The organism is Parasutterella sp., assembly GCF_057870745.1.
Genome location: NZ_DBMALT010000031.1, coordinates 1 through 23,900, shown reverse-complemented (window position 1 = coordinate 23,900; position 23,900 = coordinate 1). Strand labels below are relative to the sequence as shown.

Below are 23,900 nucleotides of genomic sequence, written 5' to 3'. Positions count from 1 at the left end.
CGGACGTAGGACTCACAACGGTGAGCGGTCTCGCAAGGTTGGTGGCGACCGACATTTTTTGGAATACACATGAAACCGAATATTCATCCGCAGTATCGTGAAGTTGCCTTCACCGATATGTCCATCGGCAAGACCTTCATTATTCGCTCTACTGCCGACGCTCGTGACACCATCGAAATCGACGGCGTTACCTATCCGCAGGTTAAGCTTGATACCTCCAGCGAATCTCATCCTTTCTACACTGGCGCTCAGACACGTATCGTCGAAGCTGGCCGTGTTGAAAAATTCCGTCAGAAATTCGCTGCTAAGTCTGCTGCCCTTAACGCTTCTGCTGAAGCTGCCAAGGCTGCTAAGGCTAAAAAATAATTTTTCAGTTTCATACTGATCCGAAGGGCAGCCTTTTGGGCTGCCCTTTTCTTTAGTAAAATCGCACCTTTCAGGTCTACAACCACACTGCTTCGATGTTAAGTAACCATTCCTCTCCGGCCGTCGTCAGCGCTTCGGCTGCCGGTAAGCTTCCGAGAGCTGCATTGATTGCACTTTTAGTTGCCTTCGTGCTGCCGTTGTTCTTTTCTACGGATGTCTGGAGCGGAAAGTCGCTTATTTCGTTCGGTGTTGCGTGGAACATGGCCAACGGTTCCTTTGCCGACTGGCTTCTTCCGAACGTCAACGGATTCCCGGCTTCCGACGTCGGACCGCTTTCCTTCTGGTTTGCAGCACTCAGCATCAAGGTTTTCGGACCTCTTTTCGGAAACGTAGAGGCATTTCATATCACCGCAGGTTTGTGGTTTTCAGTGACCACGGCCGCGATTTGGTATTCCACTTATCTTCTTTCCCGACGCGATGAAGCTCAGCCCGTGAGCTTTGCCTTCGGCGGTGAAGCCGCTCGCAAAGACTACGGCCGCTTAGTCGCCGATATTGCCGTTCTCTTAACTGTCGGCACCTACGGCATCATTTCCGCTTTCCACGAACTGACACCGGTTACCTGTCTGCTCGCTTTTTCTGCCTTGGCTTTCTACGGCATCGTATTAAGTCTTCAATATCTGTGGCGCGGTTCCATTATTGCCGGACTTTCTATCGGCGCAATTGCCTTAGCCAGCAGTCCCGGAGCCGGCCTTTGGTGCTTTTTCGGCGCTTGGGTCGCGATTTTCCTGACGCCCGACTACACCAGCCGTTCCAAACGCGCCGTGCTGACTTTATCGATAGCCTTTGCAACAGCAATGCTGTGGCCGATCCTGGTCTTTGCCTGTTTCCCCGCAGAAGCCGCAGAATGGTTCAAGAGCTGGATCTCTACCAGTCTTGCCGTGCTTTCTCCGCTGCCGGCTGACGAATACCTTTGGTTGCTTAAAAACATTTCCTGGCTGACCTTCCCCCTTTGGCCTTTGGCTTTGTGGGGCATCTACGCCTGGAGAGACCAGATTCGTCAGGCTCCGCTGATTATTCCGCTTTCCTTCTCGGTTGTTGCACTTTGCTCCGTGATCTTCACCGGAACCGAGTTGTACAGCACCCTGCTCTTTTTAGTTCCTTCGCTGTCTGTTTTAGCCGCACTCGGCGTCGTCAGTCTTAAACGCAGCCGCGAGAACTTCCTGGACTTGTATTCCGGTATTATTTATACACTTGCCGTAATTGCCGTCTGGATTTACTTCTTCGCCTGGACAGAAGGCGTTCCGGCCAAAATGGCTTTCTCCCTTACTCGTTTAGCCCCGGAGGTTGAGCCGCACGGAACTTCCGTTTTCCTCTTCCTCCTTGCCGTTACCGCCACGGTCCTTTGGATTGCAATCGTCTTCTGGCGCTTGTTCAAACACCCGGTTTTCTCCTGGAGAGGCGCATGGATGGCCGGAACCGGCCTGACTGCGGTATGGATCATCGTCATGAGCTTATTCGTCAACTTGATTGACGGAGCTCGTTCTATGAAGCCGATTGTCGACAACTTCAAAGCAGTTGTCGTTGAAAACAAAATTCCGCTCGACAAGATCGGTGCTTCTCATTTAACTTTGAGCAATATCGCTGCTTTTAATTACTGGGGCGGTGTCAACTTTGATAAGCAGGCAGACGCACCTTGGATTCTGCGTGCCGTTGACCGAGATTACGATGAAAACACGCTTGACCTTCGCTATGAAGTTGTTGATGTTTTCCAAGGCCGTCCGAGAAGCAGCGAAAAGTTCCTCTTAATTCGCAGAAAGTAGTTTCTGCCTTTTTGGTATGTCAACTCGAATTTTGAGCCGGCTTCAACCGCCGGATACTTCCTATTGGGCAATTATTAAGCTCTCGCTCCCCGTTTGGATCTCCAACGTTGCCATTGTCGGCGGAGCCACACTCGATACTTTAATGACCGGCCATCTTGGTTCTACCGACTTGGCCGCTGTTGCCATCGGCTTAGCCGTTTCCGTCTCGGTCTTTGTTGCTTTAGTCGGCGTCATGCAGGGGCTTTCTCCGATCGCCGGCCACCACTACGGTGCAGGACATCACAAAAGAATCGGCTTCGAGCTTCACCAAACTATTTGGCTCGCCATTCTTCTTGCCATCATCGGTATGGGCCTGATGTGCTATACGCCGATGTGGATGACGCTGACAAACTCCACCGGTCGTGTTGCAGAAATTGCGACAAACTTCCTGCTGATCAACGCTATCGGTCTGCCGGCTGCCATGGCAGGACGCGCTTATATGGCGATGAACGCGGCTGTTTCCCGTCCCAAAGTGGCAATGTGGATTGCGCTCTCTATGCTGGCCGTCAAAGCCGTCACCAATTACATCTTTATCTTCGGCTGGGCCTTTATTCCGAGTTTCGGAGGCGCAGGATGTGCGATCTCTTCTACCATCAATGCGTTCCTGAGCTTGTTCCTTTACTGGGTCATTTGGCACTATGACAGCTTCTACGCCAAGATGCGCCAGAAGCGAATTTCCATGCCCAACCGCAAGGCTTTAACCAACCTGCTTAAGCTCGGAATTCCGATCGGTCTTTCCGCCTTCTTTGAAGTGACATCGTTTACCTTCATGACGATTTTCATTTCTCGTTTAGGCGCCGACGTCGTTTCTGCTCACCAGATCGTTGCGAACTTAACCTCGCTCTTTTACATGGCTCCTCTTGCCATCGGTGTGACCTCTTCTGTCTTGGTTTCTCAGTCTTTAGGTGCCAATTCACCTGAGACCGCCAGAATGGCGACCTACAAATGTCTTAAGTTCTGCATTTGCTTAGCGGTATTTGTTTCTGCCCTGCTCTATTTCTGCAAATACTTCTTTGTAGGCCTCTACACGAGCGATTTAGACGTCATTAAGGTCAGTACCTACCTCATCGGTTTTGCGTCCATCTATCACGTTTTTGACGCGGTTAACTGTGTCGGCAGCTTCTCCATGCGCGGCTACCGAATCACATTCCTGCCGATGATCATTTACGGTGTCTTCCTTTGGGGCTTGGGTCTGGGTTTAGGAAGCATCCTTACCTTTACTGATTATTTAAGTCCCGCTCCGATGGGCGCTGCAGGTTACTGGACTGCCATTACGATCGGCCTGACACTTTCGGGTATCATTGTCGGGCTTTGCGCCGTTTACGTTGCCAGAGCTTTTGCACACGGTCATAAAGTCTGGCTACGTTAATCCGATCTTTCTCTTTGAAAACAGCTCACGATTTGTGAGCTGTTTTCTTATGAGCACCTCAGTTCGCATGTGCTATCGAAAATTCATTTGCCGCCAGCATCGAACATGACTACATTAGAAGAATATCTCTCCGCACAAACTCCGGCCTTCCGAAAGAAAGTTAAAGCAGAATTTAGACAGATGTCTTTGCAGTGTGCCGTCTCAAGACTTCGATACGAGCAGAACTTGACTCAACAAGAAGTCGCAAGGAAGCTTCAGCTCTCTCAGTCTGCCGTGAGCAAAATTGAAAGAAACGCCTTGGACGTCAAATTGTCCGATCTCGTGAGATACGTGAACATTCTTGGCGGAAAGCTCTCGCTGCAAGTTGATCTTCCTTCAGGAGAAAAGATCGTCGTTCCATTGGCAAATTTTGAGCATTCCGACGATTGCTAAAAAGCCCGATTCCGTTCCCTACGAGACAACACGGGTAACAAAAAACCGCCTTGCGGCGGCTTTTTGATTGGAAATCAGTCTGTCAATTAATGAGCGTTCTGTGTGCGCAGAGCTGCGATACGATCTTCAATGGAAGGATGCGTAGCGAGCAGCTGGCCGATAGAACCGGCGATACCGAAACCCTTGACAGCCCCCGGAAGCTCTTCGGTCGGAACACCGCCCAAACGAGCCAGGGCGTTGATCATCGGAGTCGAGCTACCCATGATCTTTGCGGCACCGGCATCGGCTCTGAATTCGCGATGACGGGAGAAAGCGGCCACAACCATGGAAGCCAGGAAACCAAGAACCAAGTCAAGGATGAAGGAAGTCACGTAGTAACCGACACCGGGAGCATCATCCTCGTTGCGGAGAATGCCGCGGTCCACGAAGTTACCGATAATACGAGACAGGAAAACGACGAAGGTGTTGGTGACACCCTGAATCAATGTCATGGTCACCATGTCGCCGTTAGCAACGTGAGCGATCTCATGTGCCAGGACAGCCTCCACTTCTTCTTTGTTCATGCTGGAAAGAAGACCTGTGGAAACAGCCACCATGGAAGAATTCTTTGTTGCGCCGGTTGCGAAAGCATTGGCTTCGCCTTCATAGATACCGACTTCCGGCATCGGGATACCGGCTTTCTGAGAGTGATGGTGAACGGTGTCAACGAGCCAAGCCTCGAGTTTGGTGCTCGGATGATTGACGTTAATCATCTGCACGCCCATCGTCGATTTGGCAATCGTCTTGCTCATGAGCAAAGAGATGATGGAACCGCTGAAACCGACAATCGCCGCAAATATCAGAAGTGTCCCATAGCTCTGGCCTTTCCCGGCAACATTAGAGAAGTTGATTCCGAAAACGGCAGAAACAATGTTGAGAACAACTCCGAGTACAACCAAAACGGCTACGTTGGTCAGGAGGAATAAACCTATTCTTTTAAACATATTTACTGATCAATCCCTGGATAAGTGTTGTTATTTCATCTCTAATTATCATTTATTGCATGCTGCCATGCTCCGCAAAATTTGGATGAAATTGTTTCAAATTATGCGGTTGCAAGCGAGCCTGTTACTTTCCTGAAAGGTTTTCCTGACGGACCGGCGGGAAGGTTTCCCACTGATGACATCCGGGGCATCTCCACAGGAATTTACGGGTCGCAAAGCCGCATTTTGTGCACTTGTAACGAACCGCTTTACTGAGCATATTCTTCAATAAACCATGCAACTGCTTTAGCGATTCGTTTTCAGGCTCATTGGCCAAACGCAGATCGATTAAACGGTAAAAGGCCACCAAGGTCGGCTGAGTCTTCAGATGTTCCTGGATCAGCGTAATGGCTTCCTTAGAGTTGCCGGCTTTACCGAGCAGAATACCTGCGGTATCGACTTCATCGGTGGTAGAGCCGTCCTTAAACAAGTCTTCCAAATATTTAACGGCCTCTTCTTTGCGTCCGGCTTCAAGAAGCAGAGAAGCAATCTGTTCGACAACAAGCGTTCCATAGACAGGAGAAATCTGACCGACTTGTTTCCATGTCGCCAGGGCACCGTCGATATCGCCCTTTGCCTTGAGCATCTTGCCCTTGATAATCAGGGCGCGCTTATTGTTGGGATCTACTTTAAGGGCTTTTTCGAGTGCTTCAGCCGCACCCTTGAAATTCTTAAAGTAGAGATTTTGCTGCGTCAGTTCGCAGTAAAGCTGTGCGATACGCGTGCTTTGATCTTCACCGCTTTGACGCTGAATAATGTTGGCCTCGTCAATGGCCTTCTGCCATTCTTTTTCCGTTTCGTAGATATGCAGAAGTTCCTTGCGAGCAATCGTTTTATAGCTCTCACTGGTGTCAGAAAGCTTTAAGAAGCACTCTTCGGCGCGATCCCAAAGACCGGCCTTCAGGTAGTCTTCGCCCAATTCATAGAGGGCTCTGGAACGAATCTTCTTCGGCAGATCTTCACGGTTAACCAAGACGTTATGAATCTTGATTGCGCGGTCAAATTCTCCGCGGCGGCGGAAAAGCCCCGCAAGAGAAAAATGCATTTCAACCGTATCCGGATCGAGTTTGACCAGATTGATAAAGGCATCAATGGCCTGGTCCTGTTTATTGCTGAGAAGAAGGTCCACGCCTTTGTACAGCGTGTCTTTTTCGTTGGCGATCGTCTGTTTTTCTTTGATGTCGAATGAACGGGCAAACCAGCCGGCCGCGAAAAGAAGCGGAACCAATATAAGGTACCAAAGCTCAAAAACCATAGGATAACCTGCAGCTTTCTCTAAAAATAATCCATTGTATTCGCAAATGCCTTGTCCTAGAACAACTCATTGCGTCAGAACCGAAAAAAAGCGGCCCGGTTGCTTACACAACCGGGCCTGGGCAACTAACTTATGCCGAGCCGAGACTAATCGTCAGCCAACTTGTCTACGCGTTCACGCATTTCCTTACCGGCCTTGAAGTGAGGCACGATCTTGGCGGGAACTTCGACAGTATCTCCGCTCTTCGGATTACGGCCCACACGAGGCGGACGGTAATTGAGCGAAAAGCTTCCAAAGCCACGGATTTCAATCCGGCTGCCTTGTGCTAACGCGGCAGTCATAGCATTCAGAATCGAATTAACAGCATCGTCAACATCGCGAGCGGTCAGATGATTTCCGATGACTGCCGGATCAGCGGCAAGCAGCGCAATGAGTTCTGACTTAGTCATTGCAACCTCGCTATAAATTATTTGTTCTGTTCGAGCTTAGCTCTCAGGAGAGCGCCGAGGTTGGTTGTACCGGCCTGGGCGTCTTCTTCCATCTTAGCCATGGCTTCACGAGTTTCAGCCTGGTCTTTAGCACGAATGGACAGCTGGATGGAGCGAGCTTTGCGATCGATGTTGGTGATCGCGGCTGTAACTTCATCGCCTTCTTTCAGAACATTGCGAGCGTCTTCAACACGGTCCGGACCGATTTCGCTGGCGCGCAGATAGCCTTCTGTGTCGTTACCGAGGTCGATAACAGCACCCTTGGCTTCAACGGACTTCACTTTACCGGTGACAACGGAGCCCTTTTCGTGTGTGGAGCAGAAGTTGTTGAACGGGTCACCGCTCATCTGCTTAACACCGAGGGAGATACGTTCACGTTCCACGTCGATAGAGAGAACAACTGCTTCGAGTTCTTCGCCCTTCTTGTACTTGCGAACGGCTTCTTCACCGGGTTCTGTCCAGGACAGGTCGGAGAGGTGAACGAGACCGTCGATGCCGCCTTCAAGGCCGATGAAAACACCGAAGTCGGTGATGGACTTGATCTGGCCTTTAACTGTGTCGCCCTTCTGGTGTGTAGCGGCAAATTCTTCCCAAGGATTGGGTTTGCACTGCTTCATGCCGAGGGAGATACGACGACGTTCTTCGTCGATTTCGAGGACCATGACTTCAACTTCTTCGCCAAGCTGAACGACTTTCTTCGGATCAACGTTCTTGTTTGTCCAATCCATTTCGGAAACGTGGACAAGACCTTCGATACCGGCTTCGATTTCAACGAAAGCACCGTAGTCGGTGATGTTGGTGACCTTACCGAAGAGACGTGTGCCCTGCGGGTAACGGCGGGCGATGCCAATCCAAGGATCTTCGCCGAGCTGTTTGATACCGAGAGAAACACGGTTCTTTTCCTGATCGAACTTCAGAACCTTAGCGGTGATTTCCTGACCCTGTTCGAGGACTTCGCTCGGATGACGAACGCGGCGCCATGCGAGGTCGGTGATGTGCAGAAGACCGTCGATACCGCCGAGGTCAACGAATGCACCGTAGTCAGTGATGTTCTTAACGATACCCTTGACGATAGCGCCTTCCTTGAGTGTTTCAAGGAGTTTGGCTCTTTCTTCGCCCATGGAAGCTTCGACAACAGCGCGACGAGAAAGAACGACGTTGTTGCGTTTGCGGTCAAGCTTGATGACCTTGAATTCCATGGTCTTGCCTTCGTAGGGCGTTGTGTCCTTAACGGGACGTGTGTCAACCAAAGAACCCGGCAGGAATGCACGGATGCCGTTGGTCATCACAGTCAAGCCGCCCTTAACCTTGCCGGTAACAGTACCAGTAACGAGTTCGCCGGTTTCGAGGGCTTTCTCGAGGTTCATCCAGGCAGCCAGGCGCTTGGCCTTATCGCGGGACAGGACTGTGTCGCCATATCCGTTTTCGAGGCTTTCGATAGCAACGGAAACGAAATCGCCAACCTTAACGTCGACTTCGCCGCGGTCGTTCTTGAATTCTTCGATAGGAATGAAGGATTCGCTCTTGAGGCCGGCGTTAACAACGACGTAGTTGTAGTCAACGCGGACGACTTCTGCGGGGATAACTTCACCCTGCTTCATTTCCTGTTTAGCAAGGCTTTCTGCGAACAAATCGGCAAAGGATTCGGTAGGCTTGGTAGTAGTGTTGGTCATGTAAATAACTGTTTGCTCTAATAAAAATAATCAGAACGGGTTAAAAATTCCCGACGACCGGATGGGCGTCAGGGGCACGGTAAAGAGGCTTTTTCAAGCCTTGCTCTCGCGGTACCAGGCGAGAACCAGATCGATCGTTTCCTGCAGAGTAAGGCTGGACGAATCGAGGATTCGCGCGCCCTCTGCCGGCTTCAAAGGTGCCACAGATCGCTCCATATCACGTCTGTCACGATCCTTCAAGTCGGAAACGAGGTCGTCAATATTACTTGAGATTCCTTTTTCTTTCAACTGGTTATAGCGTCTTTTTGCACGCGACTCAGCCGATGCTGTTAAAAAGATTTTCAGCCGAGCTTCGGGAAAAACCACGCTTCCCATGTCGCGGCCGTCAGCCACAAGGCCGGGTGCAACTGCAGATCTTCTCTGCAGTTCAAATAAAGCTTTTCTGACGCCTGGATAAGCAGCAATTTTGCTTGCATTCAATCCGACTTCTTCCGTACGGATTGCATCGGTAACCTCTTTGCCTTCCAGATAGATTTTTCCGTCCTTAAACAACGGGTTAAGTGACTGGGCGACCTTTTCCGCCGCAGCAGCGTCGCTCAAATCCACACACTGGTTCATGCAGGCCAGAGCCGTCAGACGATAGAGCGCGCCGCTGTCCAGCACATGAAAATCCAAAGCCTTGGCAACGCCGGAAGAAACGCTTCCTTTTCCGGAAGCTACCGGTCCGTCAATCGCGATGACATCAACTTGACTCATTATTTCTCCACAACGCCGGCCAAACGTTCAAAGTAATCGGGGAATGTTTTTCTCACGCAGTTCGGATCACGAATCTCAACGGGCACGCCTCCTGCAGCAATCAGGGACATACACATCGCCATGCGATGGTCCTTGTAGGTATCAAAAACAGCGCTTCTGAGTTTTACAGGCGGCGTAATTTTGATCATGTCGTCCGTGCTTTCCACTCTGCAGCCGACTTTGGTAAGCTCGTTGCGCATTGCGGCAATACGATCGGTCTCTTTGACTCTCCAGCTGGAGATGCCTCGAAGGATTGTCGGACCTTCGCACATCGGTGCCATGGCGGCAAACGTCATCGCTGCATCCGGAATCGGACGAACATCGGCCTGCAGACCGTGCAGTTTATGACCGTAGCGGCTCGGACCGGTCTTGATCCAGTTCTCTCCGCGGGTCACCGCGGCGCCCATCTTCACAAGATATTCGACGAAGGCTGCATCGCCCTGGACGCTGTCGGCTCCGATACCGTTAATTTTGAGGGGACCGACGAGCGCACCGAGAGCCAGGAAGTATGAAGCACTCGAAGCATCGGCTTCTACTTCAAAAACGCCGGGTGCTTTGTACGGAGTACGAGGCACAAGGAAGTCTTTTTCGGAAGTTTTTACCTCAACACCGAAGCGTTCCATCAGGCGGCACGTCAGTGAGACGTACGGAGAGCTGATCAGCTCTCCGTCAATGCGGATTCTCAAACCCTGTTCCGGAGCAATCAGCGGAGCGGCCATCAGCAGACCGGAAACGAACTGACTGGAAACATCGCCGCGAACATGGACAATGTCGCTATTAATCCTGGTTGCCGGTTCAATCTTGATCGGCGGGAATCCCGGCTCTCCGAGATAAGAGAGGCGGCCGCCGACAGAATTCAATGCTTCTACAAGATGGGCGATCGGGCGCTGACGCATTCTAGCGACGCCGTCCAATACGTATTCGCCGCCACTGAACGCCAAAGAGGAAGACAACGGACGCATAGCGGTACCGGCATTCCCGAGAAAAAGATCAGCCTTCTTCACAGGGAAGTTGCCGCCGCAGCCTTCCACTTTCACTTCTGTGCCGTCGTTGGAAACTTCGAGTTTGACACCGAGCGTCTCCAGTGCGCCGATCATCATTTCCGTATCTTCGGCGACCAGCAAATTATTTAATTCGGTTGTCCCTTCGGACAGTGCCGCTAAAAGCAGTGCTCGGTTAGAGATGCTTTTAGAGCCCGGTAAGTCCACCGAGCCTCCGACCTTCATAATCGGATCAAGTTTTAAAATTTCTTCCATCGTTGTTATCCTTATTTTCCGGGGAAGACTAAGCCGCGACGGTTTCTGACGGCGTTTTCAAAAACGCTTTCCAAAGCCTTTCCGTCGGACTCATCAATATATTTTTGAAGTGTGTCCAAAGAAGCACGATAGCGTTTGAGCTCGTGAGACAACGCTTCGCGATTGGACAGGCAGATGTCGCGCCACATCACCGGAGAACTCGAAGCAATACGCGTGAAATCTCTGAAACCGGCGCCGGCCATCTTGAGTTTTTCTTGGGCGTTTTCTTCTCTCGCGATCATGTCTACCAAGGCATAAGCCAGGACATGGGGCAAATGGCTGACAGAGGCAAACGTCAGGTCATGCTGGAGCGGGCTCATAGCCTGCACGCGTGCGCCGGCCTTACGCCACGCCTCTTCGATGAAGGTAACGACCTTCGGATCCATTCCTTCATCCGGCGTCGAGATGACGACTTTTTCGTCAAAAAGATCGGCAGACGCATAATCCACGCCCGGCATTTCGCCGCCGGCAATGGGATGTGCCGGGGCGTACTGATGAAACTTATCGCCGAGTCCTTTGCGCGCAGCCGCAATCACGGTTTGACGGGTAGATCCGACATCAGTAACCACGGCATCAGACTTAAGGAACGGAGCCATTTCCGTAAAAACGGATTCCATCGCCTCCACGGGAACGGCGCTGACAACGATGTCCGCATCTTTGACGGCCTCTTCCATCGAAGTCGTCACGGTATCTGCTGCGCCTTTATCCAAAGCCTTCTGCAGAGTGGCCGGATTGTGTCCGAAAGCAATCACTTCGTCGACAATCCTGGCTCTTTTCCAACTGAGCGCCATCGATCCGCCGATGAGGCCGCAGCCGATCACTGCCATTTTCATGCAGATGTCTCCTCGAACTTAGCTAATGCTTCTTTCAGAACTTCCAGGAAGCGTTCGTTCTGTTCGGGCGTCCCGACAGACACGCGGATCCATTCCGGCAAGTCATAAGACTTCATGCGGCGAACGATAATGCCTTTTTTCAGCAGGTACTGAACGATATCGTCGGCATGCGGTCCGACTTTGACGGTAATGAAGTTAGCGTGCAGGCCCATGTACGGGAGTCCCAGTGCATCAAAAGCCTCGGAAAGGAACTTGATGCCTTTGCGGTTGACCTCCAGAGTCTTCTCGACAAACTCCTGATCCTGCAGGGCAGCCAGAGCCGCAATCTGAGAAAGATCATTCACGTTGAACGGATGACGAACGCGGTTCAGCATGGAAAGCAGTCCCGGCTGAGCGATACCGTAACCGACGCGAGCACCTGCCAAACCGTAAGCCTTGGAGAAAGTGCGTGCGACCATCACATTCGGGTGCAGACGAACGATTTCCATTGAGTCACAGCGCAGTGCGGGCTCGAGAAACTCGACATAAGCTTCGTCAAACAAGACCATCACCGTCGGCGGAATCTTATCCAGGAAGTCGAGAATGTCTTTCTCGGCAAGGTAGGTTCCCGTCGGGTTGTTCGGATTCGTTAAGAAGATCAAACGGGTGCGCTCATCCACGGCGTCAGCCATTGCGTCGAGGTCGGCGTTGAAGTCTCCCGTTGACGGAATTTCAATCGTCTCGGCTCCGCACAAGCGAGCAACCATCGGATACAGCGAGAAAGAATACTGCGGATAAATCGCCGTTGTACCTTCGGACAAAACGGTCTCGGCGGCCAAACCCAACAATTCGCTCGAGCCGCTGCCGATCACAACCCAATCCTGCGGCACGCCGTATTTTTCTGCGATGGCTTTCTGAAGATGATAGGCGTCGGCATCCGGATAACGGTTGAGATTCAACGCGGCAGTTGCAACCGCCTCTTTAACCTTAGAACTCATACCGTTCGGGTTCTCGTTGGCGACCAGCATGATGATTTCTTCAGGTTTTAGACCTAAATCAGCCGCAACGTCTTCAATCGGTTTGCTTGCAACATATTTATCTAAAGCCTGCACCCAAGAAGGTGTGGTAATTGTTGTTTCGGTCATAAATTTGATCCTTTAGTATCTGCTCGGCGAAAATTCTTCTCCGTCGGATAAGAACCCAGACATTTCAGAGAGGCACAGCCTTCACGGAAAATCTCCAGAGCTTCTCGAATCTTGGGCTCGCTCATGTTGCCCTCAATGTCGGTGTAGAAGAAATATTCCCACGTTCCGCGCTTAGCAGGGCGTGAGTCCAGTCTCATCATGGACACACCGAAATCATCGAACGGCTTTAAAGCCTGATAAAGCGAACCGGCTCGATGCGGCACGGAGAAAATCAGGGAGGTCTTATCTTCCTGCGGATTAGCGGAAGGCTCGGCAGGCTCGCGGCCTAAGATCAGGAAACGCGTACGGTTGGTGTTGGAGTCCTGAATATTGGCCGCCACAATCTGCAGCCCGAAAATCTTTGCCGCGACTTCACCGGCAATCGCCGCATAAGCCGGATTCTCGGAAGCCAAACGCGCAGCCTCTCCGTTGCTCTCAGCAGTCAGTCTTTCTAAAGAAGGCACATTGCGATTGAGCCACTGGACGCATTGTCCGAGAGACTGAGGGTGCGAATAGACGCGAGTGATGCCTTCCATCGTGCCGGAGCGCGTCATCAAGTTGTGCTGAATCGGAATGGAACATTCGCCTACGATGAAGAGCGATGTCTTCAGCAGATAGTCCATGGTGCGGTTGACCGCCCCTTCGGTGGAGTTCTCTATCGGAACAATACCGTAGGCGGCATCACCGGACTCAACCTTTCTAAAGACCTCTTCGATACTGCCAGAGGGCATTCCGACCACACCGGAGCCGAACTGACGAATCATCGCCTGTTCGCTGAACGTTCCGCGAGGACCGAGGTAAGCCACTTTCAGTTCGGACTCAAGGCCGCGGCAGGCGCACATGACCTCACGCCAGATGGCCACTAAAGATTCATTGGGCAGAGGCCCTTCGTTTTTACCGCAGATCTTTCTTAAAACTTCCGCTTCGCGTTCGGGTCGGTAAACCGGGAGACCGGCCCGAGCCTTGATCTCGCCGATTTCTTTGGCGACCTCCGCCCGCTCGTTGAGCAGGCGGACGAGCTCGGAATCGAGCCCGTCGATCTTATTACGAAGAGGAAGCAGTTCTTCGTTGACAGACATGGCTCGGCTCTTAGCTGTGACGTTCGGCAAAAGCCTTCATGTAATCGGCCAGAGCTTCTGCGGCTTCCACGCTGACCGCGTTGTAGAGCGAAGCACGCATGCCGCCGACGATTCTATGGCCCTTGATGTTGGCCAGGCCCTTCTGAAGCGCTTCTTCAATGAAGAGCTGATTGAGCTCTTCGTTCTTCAGATTGAAGACCACGTTCATGCGGGAGCGGGACCGCTTTTCAATGTTGTTGTAGTAGAAACCGTCCGAGTTATCGATCGCGTCGTAAATCTTCTGACTCTTCAGAATGGAGCGTCTCTCCATTTCCTTGACGCCGCCTTCGGCAAGCAGCCACTTGCAGACCAAGTGCGAAATGTAGATCGCAAAGGTCGGCGGTGTGTTGTACATCGATTCGAAGTTCGCATAGGTCTGATAGTCGAGCATGGTCGGCGTTGTCGACTCGGCGCGGCCTAAAAGATCCTTTCGGGCGATCACGACCGTGAGACCGGCTGGACCGAAGTTCTTCTGAGCACCGGCAAAGATCAGACCGTACTTAGAAATATCGACCGGCTGAGACAGGAAGTCACTGGACATATCGGCAATCAAGGGAACATTGACTTCCGGGCGATACCAGTAACGAATGCCGTTGACCGTTTCGTTGGAGCAGTAATACAGATAAGCAGCGCCGTCGGTGACTGCGAGTTCGTCCTGACGAGGGGCTCTGAGTTCAGTGCAGGCAACTTCGGCAGCCTCGCCGATCTTCTGTGCTTCGTTAAAAGCTTTGCGGCTCCAAACGCCGTCCACGGCGTAGTTGCCGATTCCGCCCACTGCAAAATTCAGCGGGATCATGGCAAACTGCAGATGGCCGCCGCCCTGAACGAACATGACTTCATATTCTTCGGGAATACCGTAGAGCTCACGAAGCATTTCCACGGTTTCGCGATAAATGCCCATGAATTCTTTGCTGCGGTGGCTCATCTCCAGAATGGAGTATCCGACACCGTGCCAGTCGGTCATTTCCGAGGCTGCCTGTTCAAGCACAGGCAAAGGCATGGCCGAAGGGCCGGCCGCAAAATTAAAGATTCTCGTCATTTTCTTCTTCCTTGAGGATGGCCTCGTCTTTTGCTTCGAGTTCGGCTTCTTCTGCCTCCGTTTCCGAGACCACTTCGGCTTCAACCGCTGCATTATCGGAAGCATTGTCTCCGTCATCGTTTTCGGTCACGCGCTCAAGACCTACGAGCTTGGTGCCTTCTTCCATCGAGATGAGTGTCACGCCCTGAGTGTTGCGGCCGAGGACGCGGATCTCGTTGACACGGGTACGAACCAGCTTGCCGGTAGAGGTCAGCAGAATGATTTCGTCGTTTTCTTTTACGAGGAGTGCGGAAACGACCTTGCCGTTTCTCTCGGTCGTCTGGATCGAAATAATGCCCTTCGTGCCGCGGCCGTGACGTGTGTACTCAGCCAGCGGAGAACGTTTGCCGTAGCCGAACTCAGTAGCGGTCAGAACCGTCACGTCTTCGTCATCGCCGCAGACCAGCATGGAAATGACCTTCTGGCCTTCATCGAGTCTCATACCGCGAACGCCGGTTGCGGCACGGCCCATGGCGCGAACTTCATCTTCGGAGAAGCGGACAACTTTGCCGTTGTCGCTAAAGAGCATGACATCATGCTTGCCGTCGGTCACGGCAGCACCGACCAGAACGTCGCCTTCAAGCAGATTGATGGCGTTGATACCGGCTCTTCTCTGGTTCTTGAAGTCGCCGATCGGTGTCTTCTTGACCGTACCGTCAGCAGTGGCCATGAAGATATAGAGATCTTTGGCGTAATCCTCATCGGAGATCGGCAGAACGGCAGTGACTTTTTCGTCATCCGTGAGTTCAAGCATATTGACGATCGGACGCCCCTTGGAAGAGGAAGAACCCTCGGGCACATCCCAAACGTTGAGCCAGTGCAGACGGCCCTTGTTGGTGAAGCACAGCAGCACGTCGTGCGTTGTAGCCACAAACAGCTGATTAATAATGTCGCCTTCCTTCATTTGGGCGGCGCGTTTGCCCTGACCGCCGCGTTTCTGAGCGCGGTATTCGATCGAAGCCTGGCTCTTGATGTAGCCGGTATCCGTCAGGGTTACGACCATTTCTCTCAGCGGGATCAGGTCTTTTGTCTTGACGTTTTCTGCATTGGCAACAATCTGAGTCTTTCTTTCGTCGCCGAATTCGGCTGCAACGGTTTCAAGGCTGTCGGCAATGATCGCGGTGACGCGTTCGGGCTTCGCCAGAATGTCGGTCAAATCAATAATAGTGTCCACGAGTTCTTTATATTCTGCGTGAATCTTTTCCTGTTCCAAGCCGGTCAGGCTCTGCAGGCGCATCTGAAGAATGTTCTTAGCCTGCATGGAACTTAAGCGGTAGGTTTCCTGATCCGTGAGGCCGAGCGTCATGTCTTCGTCTTCGGGACGCAGGAATTTCTTATCAAGGTTGGCGCGCTTGATCATCTCGGCGGCTTCATGAGCCGGCCATTCGCGCTCCAGCAGTCTTTCCTCGGCAATCTTGGCGTTGGCAGAAGTACGGATGATGTTGATGAAGTCATCAAGGTTCGCCAGCGCGATTGCCTGACCTTCAACCAGGTACACGCGGGCGCGAGCTTTATCGCGGCGGAACATCGTGACGCGAGTCACGACTTCACGGCGGAAGCTTAAGAACTCAACTAGGATTTCTTTGATGTTGAGCTGTTTCGGCTGGCCGTTGACAAGCGCCACCAGGTTGATACCGAAGCTGTCCTGCAGCTGGGTGTTCTTATAAAGAAGGTTCAGAACGACATTGGCATTGGCGCCGCGCTTCAGTTCGATCACGCCGCGCATACCGTTCTTATCGGATTCGTCGCGAACGAAGGACATGCCGTCAATTTTCTTTTCAGCGACGAGCTGAGCGATCTTCTCAAGGAGCAGACGCTTGTTGACCTGATACGGAATCTCGTCGATGATGATGGATTCGCGGTTGCCGTTGTCCCATTCTTCAATGTGGGTCTTGGCACGAATAATCGCTTTGCCTCGGCCGGTGCGATAGGCCTCATGGACATCGGACAAACCGTAAAGAATGCCGCCTGTGGGGAAGTCCGGAGCCGGCATGACTTTAATAATTTCGTCGATGGTGCATTCAGGGTTACGAAGCACCAGCAAGCAGGCGTTCACGGTTTCACGCAGGTTGTGCGGAGGAATGTTCGTTGCCATACCGACCGCGATACCGGCGGAGCCATTGATCAGAAGCTCTGGGAACACTGTCGGAAGAACGGTCGGCTCTTTCTGCGTGCCGTCGTAGTTCGGAGCGAAATCAACTGCGTCTTCATCCAGACCGCGGAGCATTTCGGAAGAAAGCTTCTTCAAACGAACTTCGGTGTAACGCATAGCAGCGGCGCCGTCACCGTCGACAGAACCGAAGTTGCCCTGGCCGTCGACCAACGGATAACGCATGGAAAAGTCCTGAGCCATACGAACGATTGTTTCGTAAGCTGCGGCGTCACCGTGAGGATGGTACTTACCGATCACGTCACCGACCACACGAGCAGACTTCTTATGCTGTGTGTTCCACATGTTGTTCAATTCGAACATCGCGAAGAGCACACGACGGTGAACGGGTTTTAAACCGTCACGCACGTCGGGCAGTGCTCGGCCCATGATCACGCTCATCGCGTAATCAAGGTAGGAGCGCTTCATTTCATCTTCCAGAGAAATCGGCTCGGCCTTATTTACCTGCTGGCGAATGAGATTCCAGTCAGGCGTGTTCTCGCGGCGGCTGCGGGAGCGACTTTTCTTTTTCTCGCCCTCCCCGGCGTCGCCGGACTCTTCAGCCTGATTCTCGAGTGTCTCAGAACCGGTCTCATCAGAGATGTCCTGCTCCTGCTCTTCTTTGTCTTTTTCGTTTTCGTTGTTGTGGTCGTTGTCAGCCATCTAACAAATCCTTCTTAATGCGTCCGGGCTAACGGACTGTAAAAATAACCCGTCAATTTTAGTGGACTTAACAGCTCTGTGCCTCAAAACGCTTATAAATCGTTTTTAGTGTGCTATCGTAATCCGATACTATCGAGAGGCGTTACTATGAAAAATCTGGAAGCATTGCACCCCGGCATGGTTCTCAAGACCATGTTTCTTGAGCCTCTAAAACTTTCCGTTTACCGAGTCGCAAAAGACATTCACGTTCCTCAGACGCGCCTGAGTCAAATTATTGCCGGAGAGCGCGCTATCACACCGGACACTGCGCTGCGGCTTTCGAAATACTTCGGCCTAGAAGAAATCTTTTGGCTCGAGCTGCAGGCGGTCTATGATTTGGCAAAGCAAAAGGCGCTAATGAAGGAAGAGTTGGACGCCATTCAGCCGTTTCAACCGAAAAACCTCTAATTTCTAATAGGAGAAGAATATGCAGACCGAAAAACTCCTTCTTCCCCGCTGGATCATTCCGCTTGAGGGCGACACTGAAGTTCTGGAGAACTATGGCCTGGCAATTGAAAACGGAAGAATTGCCGCGCTGATCCCGCCTGCAGATCTCAAGAACGTTGAAGCCAAAGAAGTCTTTGAGCTCCCCGATAACGTGGTTATGCCAGGCTTTGTGAACTGCCATACCCATGCTTCCATGAATCTTCTCCGCTGCGTGGGCCCTGATCTCACAACGCCTAACTGGCTCACCAAATGCATTTGGCCCATTGAAGGGCAGCTGATGAGTCCGGAATTCGTCTATGACGGTGCCCTGCTCGGAGGCGCTGAAATGCTCCGAGGAGGTACAACGACGTGCCATGACATGTATTTCTTCCCGGATTCTGCTGCCAAAGCGCTGAGAGAAGTCGGACTGCGTGTCGTTCAGGGTGCGTTTGTAATCAAGTACCCGAATGCTGAGTACAAAGGAGAAGAAGATGCTTTGAGCGGCGCCCGAGCACTCGCCGCACGTCACAAAGACGATCCCGGCCTTTCTATCAATATTGCACCGCATGCTCCCTATTCCGTCACTGCGGAAGCTTTGCAGGCATCCATGCGGTTAGCCGAAGAGCTGGACACAACCTGGCAGATTCATCTCTCCGAGACCGAAGAAGAAAGACAGAACGCCATAAAAGAATTCGGGTGCTCTCCGGTGGAATATTTGGCCAAATTAGGCTGCCTGAATGAACGGACGATTGCCGTGCACTGTGTTGCTCTTTCCGACCGCGACATCGAACTGCTCGCCGAAAGCGGCGCATCCGTCGTCCACTGTCCCGTGAGCAATATGCGGCTCGGCTGCGGCGCAAGTCCCGTCGTCAAACTTTTAAAGGCCGGCGTCAACGTTGCCTTGGGAACCGACGGTGCAGCGAGCGCCTGCTCTCTGAGCATGTTCGAGCAAATGCGGACGGCAGGTCTCATCGCTAAGGGATTTTCTCAAGACCCGACGGAGCTCACGGTCAATCAAATTATTCGTATGGCAACAATAAACGGAGCTAACGCGTTAAAATTGCATTGTGACGTGGGCTCCCTTGCAGTTGGGAAGCTCGCGGACCTAGCTGTCATTGACATGTCACAGCTTGTAACTATGCCCGTTTTGGATGTGTTATCAAACGTTATTTACGCGGTTGAAGCACAATGCGTACATCAGGTTTGGGTGAGCGGTTCCCTTGTTGCAAATATACAACAGGAAAAATTACTTAGGCCTGATCGGGGCAAGTTACTTACAAAAAGTAATATCATGTCGTGGCAGAATAGGGTGTGTGAGATACTACGGGACGATTTTAATTAGCGGACCGGTGGTTATACACTCGGAATGCATAGCGGCCGATCCCTGAATTTGCCGTATGTTGTGTGGTTTTACTGCATCAAAAGAGGAAAATGATGAATACAAAGACAAAATTCGGAATGCTTATCGCTTCTGTAGCGTTAGCTGCTTCCGGTGCTGTTTGCGCAGCTGATGCCCCTGCTAATCCTTATGTTCAGGCAGCCGGCCAAACATTGATGACTAATTTCGGCCTGTGCGTCCGCACCGGCTATTGGACTCCTGCTCTGGCAGAAGCCCAGGGCGCTCTTGGCCAGAACTGCCAGTGCGACACAGACATTATTAAGTGCGAAGCCGGCGCAGAAAGAGTTACTCTTTCTGCCGACACACTCTTCGCCTTCAACAAAGCCGTTCTGAAACCCGAAGGCATCGCCAAGTTGACAGAACTCACAAGCCGTATGTCCGGCTTGACACTTGACGTTGTCATGATCAATGGCTACGCCGACCGTATCGGCGGTGCTGCCTACAACCAGAAACTGTCTCAGCGTCGTGCAGACGCCGTCAAGACTTTCTTGGCTGAACACGGCGTTCCTGCTGCTCGTATCCACGCCGAAGGCAAAGGCCAGGCTGACCCTGTCGTCAACTGCCCGAATCCTTCTGCTAAGGGCGAAATCAAGACATTCAAACAGTTGATCGAATGCCTGCAGCCGAACCGTCGTGCCGTTATCGAAGTTAAGGGCACACGCAACAAGTAATCTATTGCATTAACTTGTAAAAAAGGGGTCGTTTGCGACCCCTTTCTTTTTGTCATGACCGAACATCCCAACGTTTATTTATTTGATCTTGACGGCACATTGCTGGATTCTGCGCCGGATCTAGCGGCAGCGGCTAATCATCTTCGAGAAGTCCGAGGTTTGACGCCCCTCCCCTTTGAGACGCTTCGCAAAACCGCATCCAGCGGCGCACGAGGCCTTCTTGGTGCGGCTTTCGGCATCCACCCGGATGATCCTGGCTACGCTGAAATGGTCAAAGAGTTTTTGGACTATTACGAAGCCCATATGGCGGAGCACTCTCATCTTTTTGAAGGCGTTCCGAAAATGATTGACAACATCAAAGCTCAAGGAGCAAGCTGGGGCATCATTACCAACAAGCACGCCCGCTTTGTTCATCCTTTAATCAAATTCCATAAGCTCGAACCAGCTGTGGTCGTGTGCGGGGACACGCTCAAAGTTTCCAAACCGAACCCCGAACCGATTCTTTTTGCTCTGAAAAGCATTGACGCGAAAGCTTCTGAGGCCATTTATGCCGGCGACGACAAACGAGATATTGATGCAGCCAACGAAGCTAACGTTTTCTCGGTTGCCGTGAAATGGGGATATCTCGGTTCACCGCAGCCTGTCGAGCTGTGGGGCGCAGATCTCATTGTGCACAATCCGAGCGAAATTTTAGAGATCAAGCTTACAAAGTAGTCATACTTTTGCCTATGTCGGAAGTCTTTTTATTCCGCTAAGCGAGGGAACGATATGGGCAAAAAACTTTGGATAACAACCGGAATCATCGGAGCCTTGGCAGCCGCCTACACAGCCGGCGGCTTCCTTGGTGTCCCTTACGGAGTGAACTGGGCGCTTAAAAAATACGCCGAACCGATTGTCGGGCGCACGATCACAACGCAGGAAGTTAAATTCAATCCTTTCACACTGCAGTTTTCTGTTAAGGGACTGAACGTCCAAAAAGACGGAGAGCCGGCTTTGCTTTCCGTCGGATCTCTGCAAACCAAAGTTCTGTGGGATTCTCTTTTCAAACTGTCTCCTTTGGTGCAGTACATCACGATTGACGGCCTCAACAGCACCGTAATCCGTACGGGGCTGGACACTTTTAACTTCAGCGACATCATCCAACGCATTCAGGAAATGCCGACTTCACCGGAAGAAGAGAAGAAGGATGACAAGCCGCTGCAGTTTTCTATCGGCAACATCAAGCTGACGAACTCTTCAATCACGCTTGATGACAAGTTCAGACACAAGGTTGATAAGGTTACCGACCTTAACTTTGCCCTGCCCCTCATCTCTAATTTCCAAAACGACGTCGACGTTCCTATCACGCCTGACCTGAAATTCAATTTCAACGGCGAGCCTTTCGCCATCAATGCCGAGAGTGTTCCGTTTACACCAGGCAAAAAAACCGGAGTGAACTTCACCGTCACCGGGTTAAACCTGGAGAATGCGGCTTCCTTTAATCCGATTCCTCTGAATGTCAAAGTTACCAAGGGCACAATGGACTGTGCCTTCAACCTGGACTTTGAGAAAAAACAAGGCGAAGAGAACGCTTATCTGCGTCTAAAAGGCACCGTCAAGATGAAAGACGTGGGCCTCGAAGACGAGCTCGGTAAAGCCTATCAAATCATCGGCGTCAAAGAGATCGATGCAAACTTGAAAGAGTTTGCTTTCTTCCGCCAGAATCTGGATATTGGAGAAATCCAGATTCATAATCCTTCAGTTGTTGTTATTAGAGACAAAGACAGCCTGAATTTGGTCCAACTGCTGACGCATATCGTTAAGGAACAAAAGGCCCAGGCTAAACAAGACGCGAAGGAAGCTAAGGAAAAAGCAACCCTTCCAGAAGACGAAAAGAAGACGCCGAACGATTGGACCTGGAACATTGATAAGGTCAGCGTCCGCAACGGAATGATCAACTTCACGGATACCACCAATAATTTCAAACGTCCGGTTACGAACGTTAATGTCTCGCTCGCCCCGATTAACGGTAAAAACGGCACTCGGACTTCTATCGATGCCTCCGTCGGCGCTATCGGCGGTCATATCCAAGCAAACGGCGGGATAGTTATCACGCCCTTCAGCATGGATCTGAATCTGCAGAGCAGCGGATTATCCATTGCTGATCTGACTCCGTATATTTCTCAGTATTCCAGCGCCCACGTCACGCAAGGTACGTTCAGCAACAAGGGTGAACTCAAGCTAAATCTAGCCAAAGACGTTTCCTTCTCTTACACCGGCAATGCAGATGTTGCATCGCTGAACGTGACAGACAAACAAGGCGCAGCAGCTGTTTCGCTTAAGAATCTTGCCGTTGGCGGTATTAGTGTTTCGGGACTTTCTCCACTGCAAATTTCACTTGGCACCATTGCGCTTACGTCGCCTAACGTGAATGTCGTCATGAACAAAAACGGAAGCATTAACTTGGCTTCCTTAGGCACTCCGAGCAACGCTCCGGCGCCTGCAGCTACGACGGACAAGCCGGCCGCTTCTAAGCCCCAGTCTAAAGCTCAGGCAAGTTCCGGCTCATCTTCTGCTCCGGCCATCAATGTCGGAAAGATCACGCTGACAGACGGCCGTGTACGCTACACGGACAACAGTATTGAGCCTACTTTCAAGCTCAATGCCTCCAACCTTGCCGGCTCTTTGAGCAATTACTCCACGACGACCAAAGGCAATGCCACCGTGGATGTGAAGGGTCTGTTGAACGGCACGCCGATGAATATTTCCGGCACGATCAATCCGTTTGAATCGAAGCTCAAACTCGCGATGAAAGGCGAAGTGACCTCACTGTCGCTGCCGGCCTTCTCTCCGTTCTCGGCTAAATTCACCGGTCATCCGATTGAAAAAGGTCTGTTAACTTACAAGGGCGCCTTTGACATCAATCAAGATAAACTCACCAGCGAAAATGCACTTGTGATCAATAAACTTGAATTCGGTTCGCAGGTTCCTGATGCGAAGGACGCTTTACCGGTCGGCTTGGCGGTTTCTCTTCTGCAGGATCGTCAGGGACAGATCGATTTGAATATTCCGGTCTCGGGCTCCTTAGATGATCCCGAATTCTCGGTCGGCGGCATTATTGTCAAAGTCATTGTAAACCTGATCAGTAAAGCCGTTACTGCTCCGTTCGCACTTATCGGCTCGATGTTCGGCGGCGAAGACATGGATTTGAACAACCTGCAGTTTGCCAGCGGCAGCGCTCGTTTAGATGAAAAGACGATCAAGGCCCTCAACATCGTGGCGAAAGCTATGCAGGATCGTCCGGGCATCAAGATTCAAATCATCGGTATGGCTTCTGAAAAGGAAGACGGCGAAGGTTTGAAAGAACAACTGCTGATGCGAGATATGCGTTATGCCATTTATCGCGACACAACTTCCGCGACGAATGCGAAGGTTTTGACGGCTGCACAAATCGATAAGGCGATTAAACAGCTCTACAGCGAATCGACTGCGCCGAACAGACCAAAGAATGCCGATATTGAGCAGATGAAAGCCTTCCTCATGAAGAACCAGCGTGTAGCCACTGCCGATCTGAAGCAGTTGGCCGACCGCCGAGCTGCAACCGTAAGGAACTACTTGATTCAGAAAGAAAAAGTCGCTGCGGATCGACTGTTTATTTCGACATCCGAGACTCAGCGCGGCGATCAAGTTGTGCCAGGTGTTGCCTTGGGTCTGCAAGATTAATCTTTGCTAAGCAAATACGATTTTGAGAGTTGTAAAACAGTGCGAATTTGAGAGTAAGAAAATCAAAAAAAATAAAAGTAAAAATCTTTTATTTTTTCACTGCAA

The 23,900-nt window shown here is 51.5% G+C and carries 19 protein-coding genes and 1 pseudogene; 9 read left to right on the top strand and 11 right to left on the bottom strand.

Annotation, left to right across the window (positions count from 1 at the left end):
- Positions 1 to 69: 69 nt before the first annotated feature.
- The 4 genes from ACZND6_RS09075 (at position 70) to ACZND6_RS09060 (ending at position 4,026) form a co-directional block, all read left to right on the top strand.
- Positions 70 to 366: a type B 50S ribosomal protein L31 gene (locus ACZND6_RS09075; RefSeq protein ID WP_008810814.1), complete on the top strand. Its 297-nt coding sequence runs from the start codon at positions 70 to 72 to the stop codon at positions 364 to 366.
- Between the two features lie 95 nt (positions 367 to 461).
- On the top strand, positions 462 to 2,186 hold the full coding sequence (locus ACZND6_RS09070; protein ID WP_293738176.1) for an ArnT family glycosyltransferase: 1,725 nt from the start codon (positions 462 to 464) through the stop codon (positions 2,184 to 2,186).
- A 16-nt stretch (positions 2,187 to 2,202) separates the two neighbouring features.
- Positions 2,203 to 3,594 (top strand): MATE family efflux transporter, encoded by a 1,392-nt coding sequence (locus ACZND6_RS09065; protein WP_489524591.1) that lies wholly within the window; start codon positions 2,203 to 2,205, stop codon positions 3,592 to 3,594.
- Between the two features lie 105 nt (positions 3,595 to 3,699).
- Positions 3,700 to 4,026 (top strand): helix-turn-helix domain-containing protein, encoded by a 327-nt coding sequence (locus tag ACZND6_RS09060; protein ID WP_008810811.1) that lies wholly within the window; start codon positions 3,700 to 3,702, stop codon positions 4,024 to 4,026.
- 86 nt (positions 4,027 to 4,112) lie between these two features.
- Here the strand turns inward: ACZND6_RS09060 and htpX are convergent, their stop codons facing one another.
- From htpX to gyrA, 11 genes and pseudogenes are all read right to left on the bottom strand, one after another.
- The gene (gene htpX / locus ACZND6_RS09055; protein WP_293738181.1) at positions 4,113 to 5,009 is read right to left on the bottom strand and encodes a protease HtpX; all 897 of its coding nucleotides are present in this window, start codon (positions 5,007 to 5,009) and stop codon (positions 4,113 to 4,115) included.
- Between the two features lie 124 nt (positions 5,010 to 5,133).
- Positions 5,134 to 6,303 (bottom strand): lipopolysaccharide assembly protein LapB, encoded by a 1,170-nt coding sequence (locus tag ACZND6_RS09050; RefSeq protein ID WP_489524590.1) that lies wholly within the window; start codon positions 6,301 to 6,303, stop codon positions 5,134 to 5,136.
- 164 nt (positions 6,304 to 6,467) lie between these two features.
- Positions 6,468 to 6,752: pseudogene (locus tag ACZND6_RS09045) on the bottom strand (integration host factor subunit beta); the annotation flags it as partial.
- A 17-nt stretch (positions 6,753 to 6,769) separates the two neighbouring features.
- Entirely contained in the window at positions 6,770 to 8,464 is a 1,695-nt protein-coding gene (gene rpsA / locus ACZND6_RS09040; RefSeq protein WP_008810807.1) for a 30S ribosomal protein S1, read from the bottom strand.
- A gap of 93 nt (positions 8,465 to 8,557) precedes the next feature.
- A complete protein-coding gene (cmk, locus tag ACZND6_RS09035; RefSeq protein ID WP_489524589.1) occupies positions 8,558 to 9,220 on the bottom strand; it encodes a (d)CMP kinase in 663 nt (220 codons plus the stop codon).
- A complete protein-coding gene (gene aroA / locus ACZND6_RS09030; RefSeq protein WP_370748603.1) occupies positions 9,220 to 10,515 on the bottom strand; it encodes a 3-phosphoshikimate 1-carboxyvinyltransferase in 1,296 nt (431 codons plus the stop codon). The genes cmk and aroA overlap by 1 nt, the downstream gene beginning before the upstream one ends.
- Before the next feature lie 11 nt (positions 10,516 to 10,526).
- Complete coding sequence (locus ACZND6_RS09025) at positions 10,527 to 11,387, bottom strand: prephenate dehydrogenase (protein ID WP_418941154.1); 861 nt, start codon at positions 11,385 to 11,387, stop codon at positions 10,527 to 10,529.
- Complete coding sequence (gene hisC / locus ACZND6_RS09020) at positions 11,384 to 12,511, bottom strand: histidinol-phosphate transaminase (protein ID WP_283388047.1); 1,128 nt, start codon at positions 12,509 to 12,511, stop codon at positions 11,384 to 11,386. Before hisC ends, ACZND6_RS09025 begins: the two co-directional genes overlap by 4 nt.
- A complete protein-coding gene (gene pheA, locus ACZND6_RS09015; protein ID WP_293738164.1) occupies positions 12,508 to 13,629 on the bottom strand; it encodes a prephenate dehydratase in 1,122 nt (373 codons plus the stop codon). The genes hisC and pheA overlap by 4 nt, the downstream gene beginning before the upstream one ends.
- Positions 13,630 to 13,639: 10 nt before the next feature.
- Positions 13,640 to 14,707 carry a 3-phosphoserine/phosphohydroxythreonine transaminase gene (serC, locus tag ACZND6_RS09010; protein ID WP_008863398.1) on the bottom strand — a complete coding sequence of 356 codons (1,068 nt, stop codon included), beginning with the start codon at positions 14,705 to 14,707 and terminating at the stop codon, positions 13,640 to 13,642.
- Positions 14,691 to 17,558, bottom strand: coding sequence for a DNA gyrase subunit A (gene gyrA / locus ACZND6_RS09005; RefSeq protein ID WP_279125601.1), 2,868 nt, complete (start codon positions 17,556 to 17,558; stop codon positions 14,691 to 14,693). Before gyrA ends, serC begins: the two co-directional genes overlap by 17 nt.
- Positions 17,559 to 17,705: 147 nt before the next feature.
- Here gyrA and ACZND6_RS09000 point away from each other — a divergent pair, with 147 nt between their 5' ends.
- From ACZND6_RS09000 to ACZND6_RS08980, 5 genes are all read left to right on the top strand, one after another.
- Positions 17,706 to 18,005 carry a HigA family addiction module antitoxin gene (locus tag ACZND6_RS09000; protein ID WP_008863400.1) on the top strand — a complete coding sequence of 100 codons (300 nt, stop codon included), beginning with the start codon at positions 17,706 to 17,708 and terminating at the stop codon, positions 18,003 to 18,005.
- 19 nt (positions 18,006 to 18,024) lie between these two features.
- Positions 18,025 to 19,365 (top strand): amidohydrolase family protein, encoded by a 1,341-nt coding sequence (locus tag ACZND6_RS08995; RefSeq protein ID WP_293738160.1) that lies wholly within the window; start codon positions 18,025 to 18,027, stop codon positions 19,363 to 19,365.
- A gap of 89 nt (positions 19,366 to 19,454) precedes the next feature.
- Positions 19,455 to 20,093, top strand: coding sequence for an OmpA family protein (locus ACZND6_RS08990; protein ID WP_083769645.1), 639 nt, complete (start codon positions 19,455 to 19,457; stop codon positions 20,091 to 20,093).
- A 54-nt stretch (positions 20,094 to 20,147) separates the two neighbouring features.
- Positions 20,148 to 20,807 carry an HAD family hydrolase gene (locus ACZND6_RS08985; protein ID WP_008810796.1) on the top strand — a complete coding sequence of 220 codons (660 nt, stop codon included), beginning with the start codon at positions 20,148 to 20,150 and terminating at the stop codon, positions 20,805 to 20,807.
- 54 nt (positions 20,808 to 20,861) lie between these two features.
- Complete coding sequence (locus tag ACZND6_RS08980; RefSeq protein ID WP_489524588.1) at positions 20,862 to 23,795, top strand: DUF748 domain-containing protein; 2,934 nt, start codon at positions 20,862 to 20,864, stop codon at positions 23,793 to 23,795.
- Positions 23,796 to 23,900 lie beyond the last annotated feature (105 nt).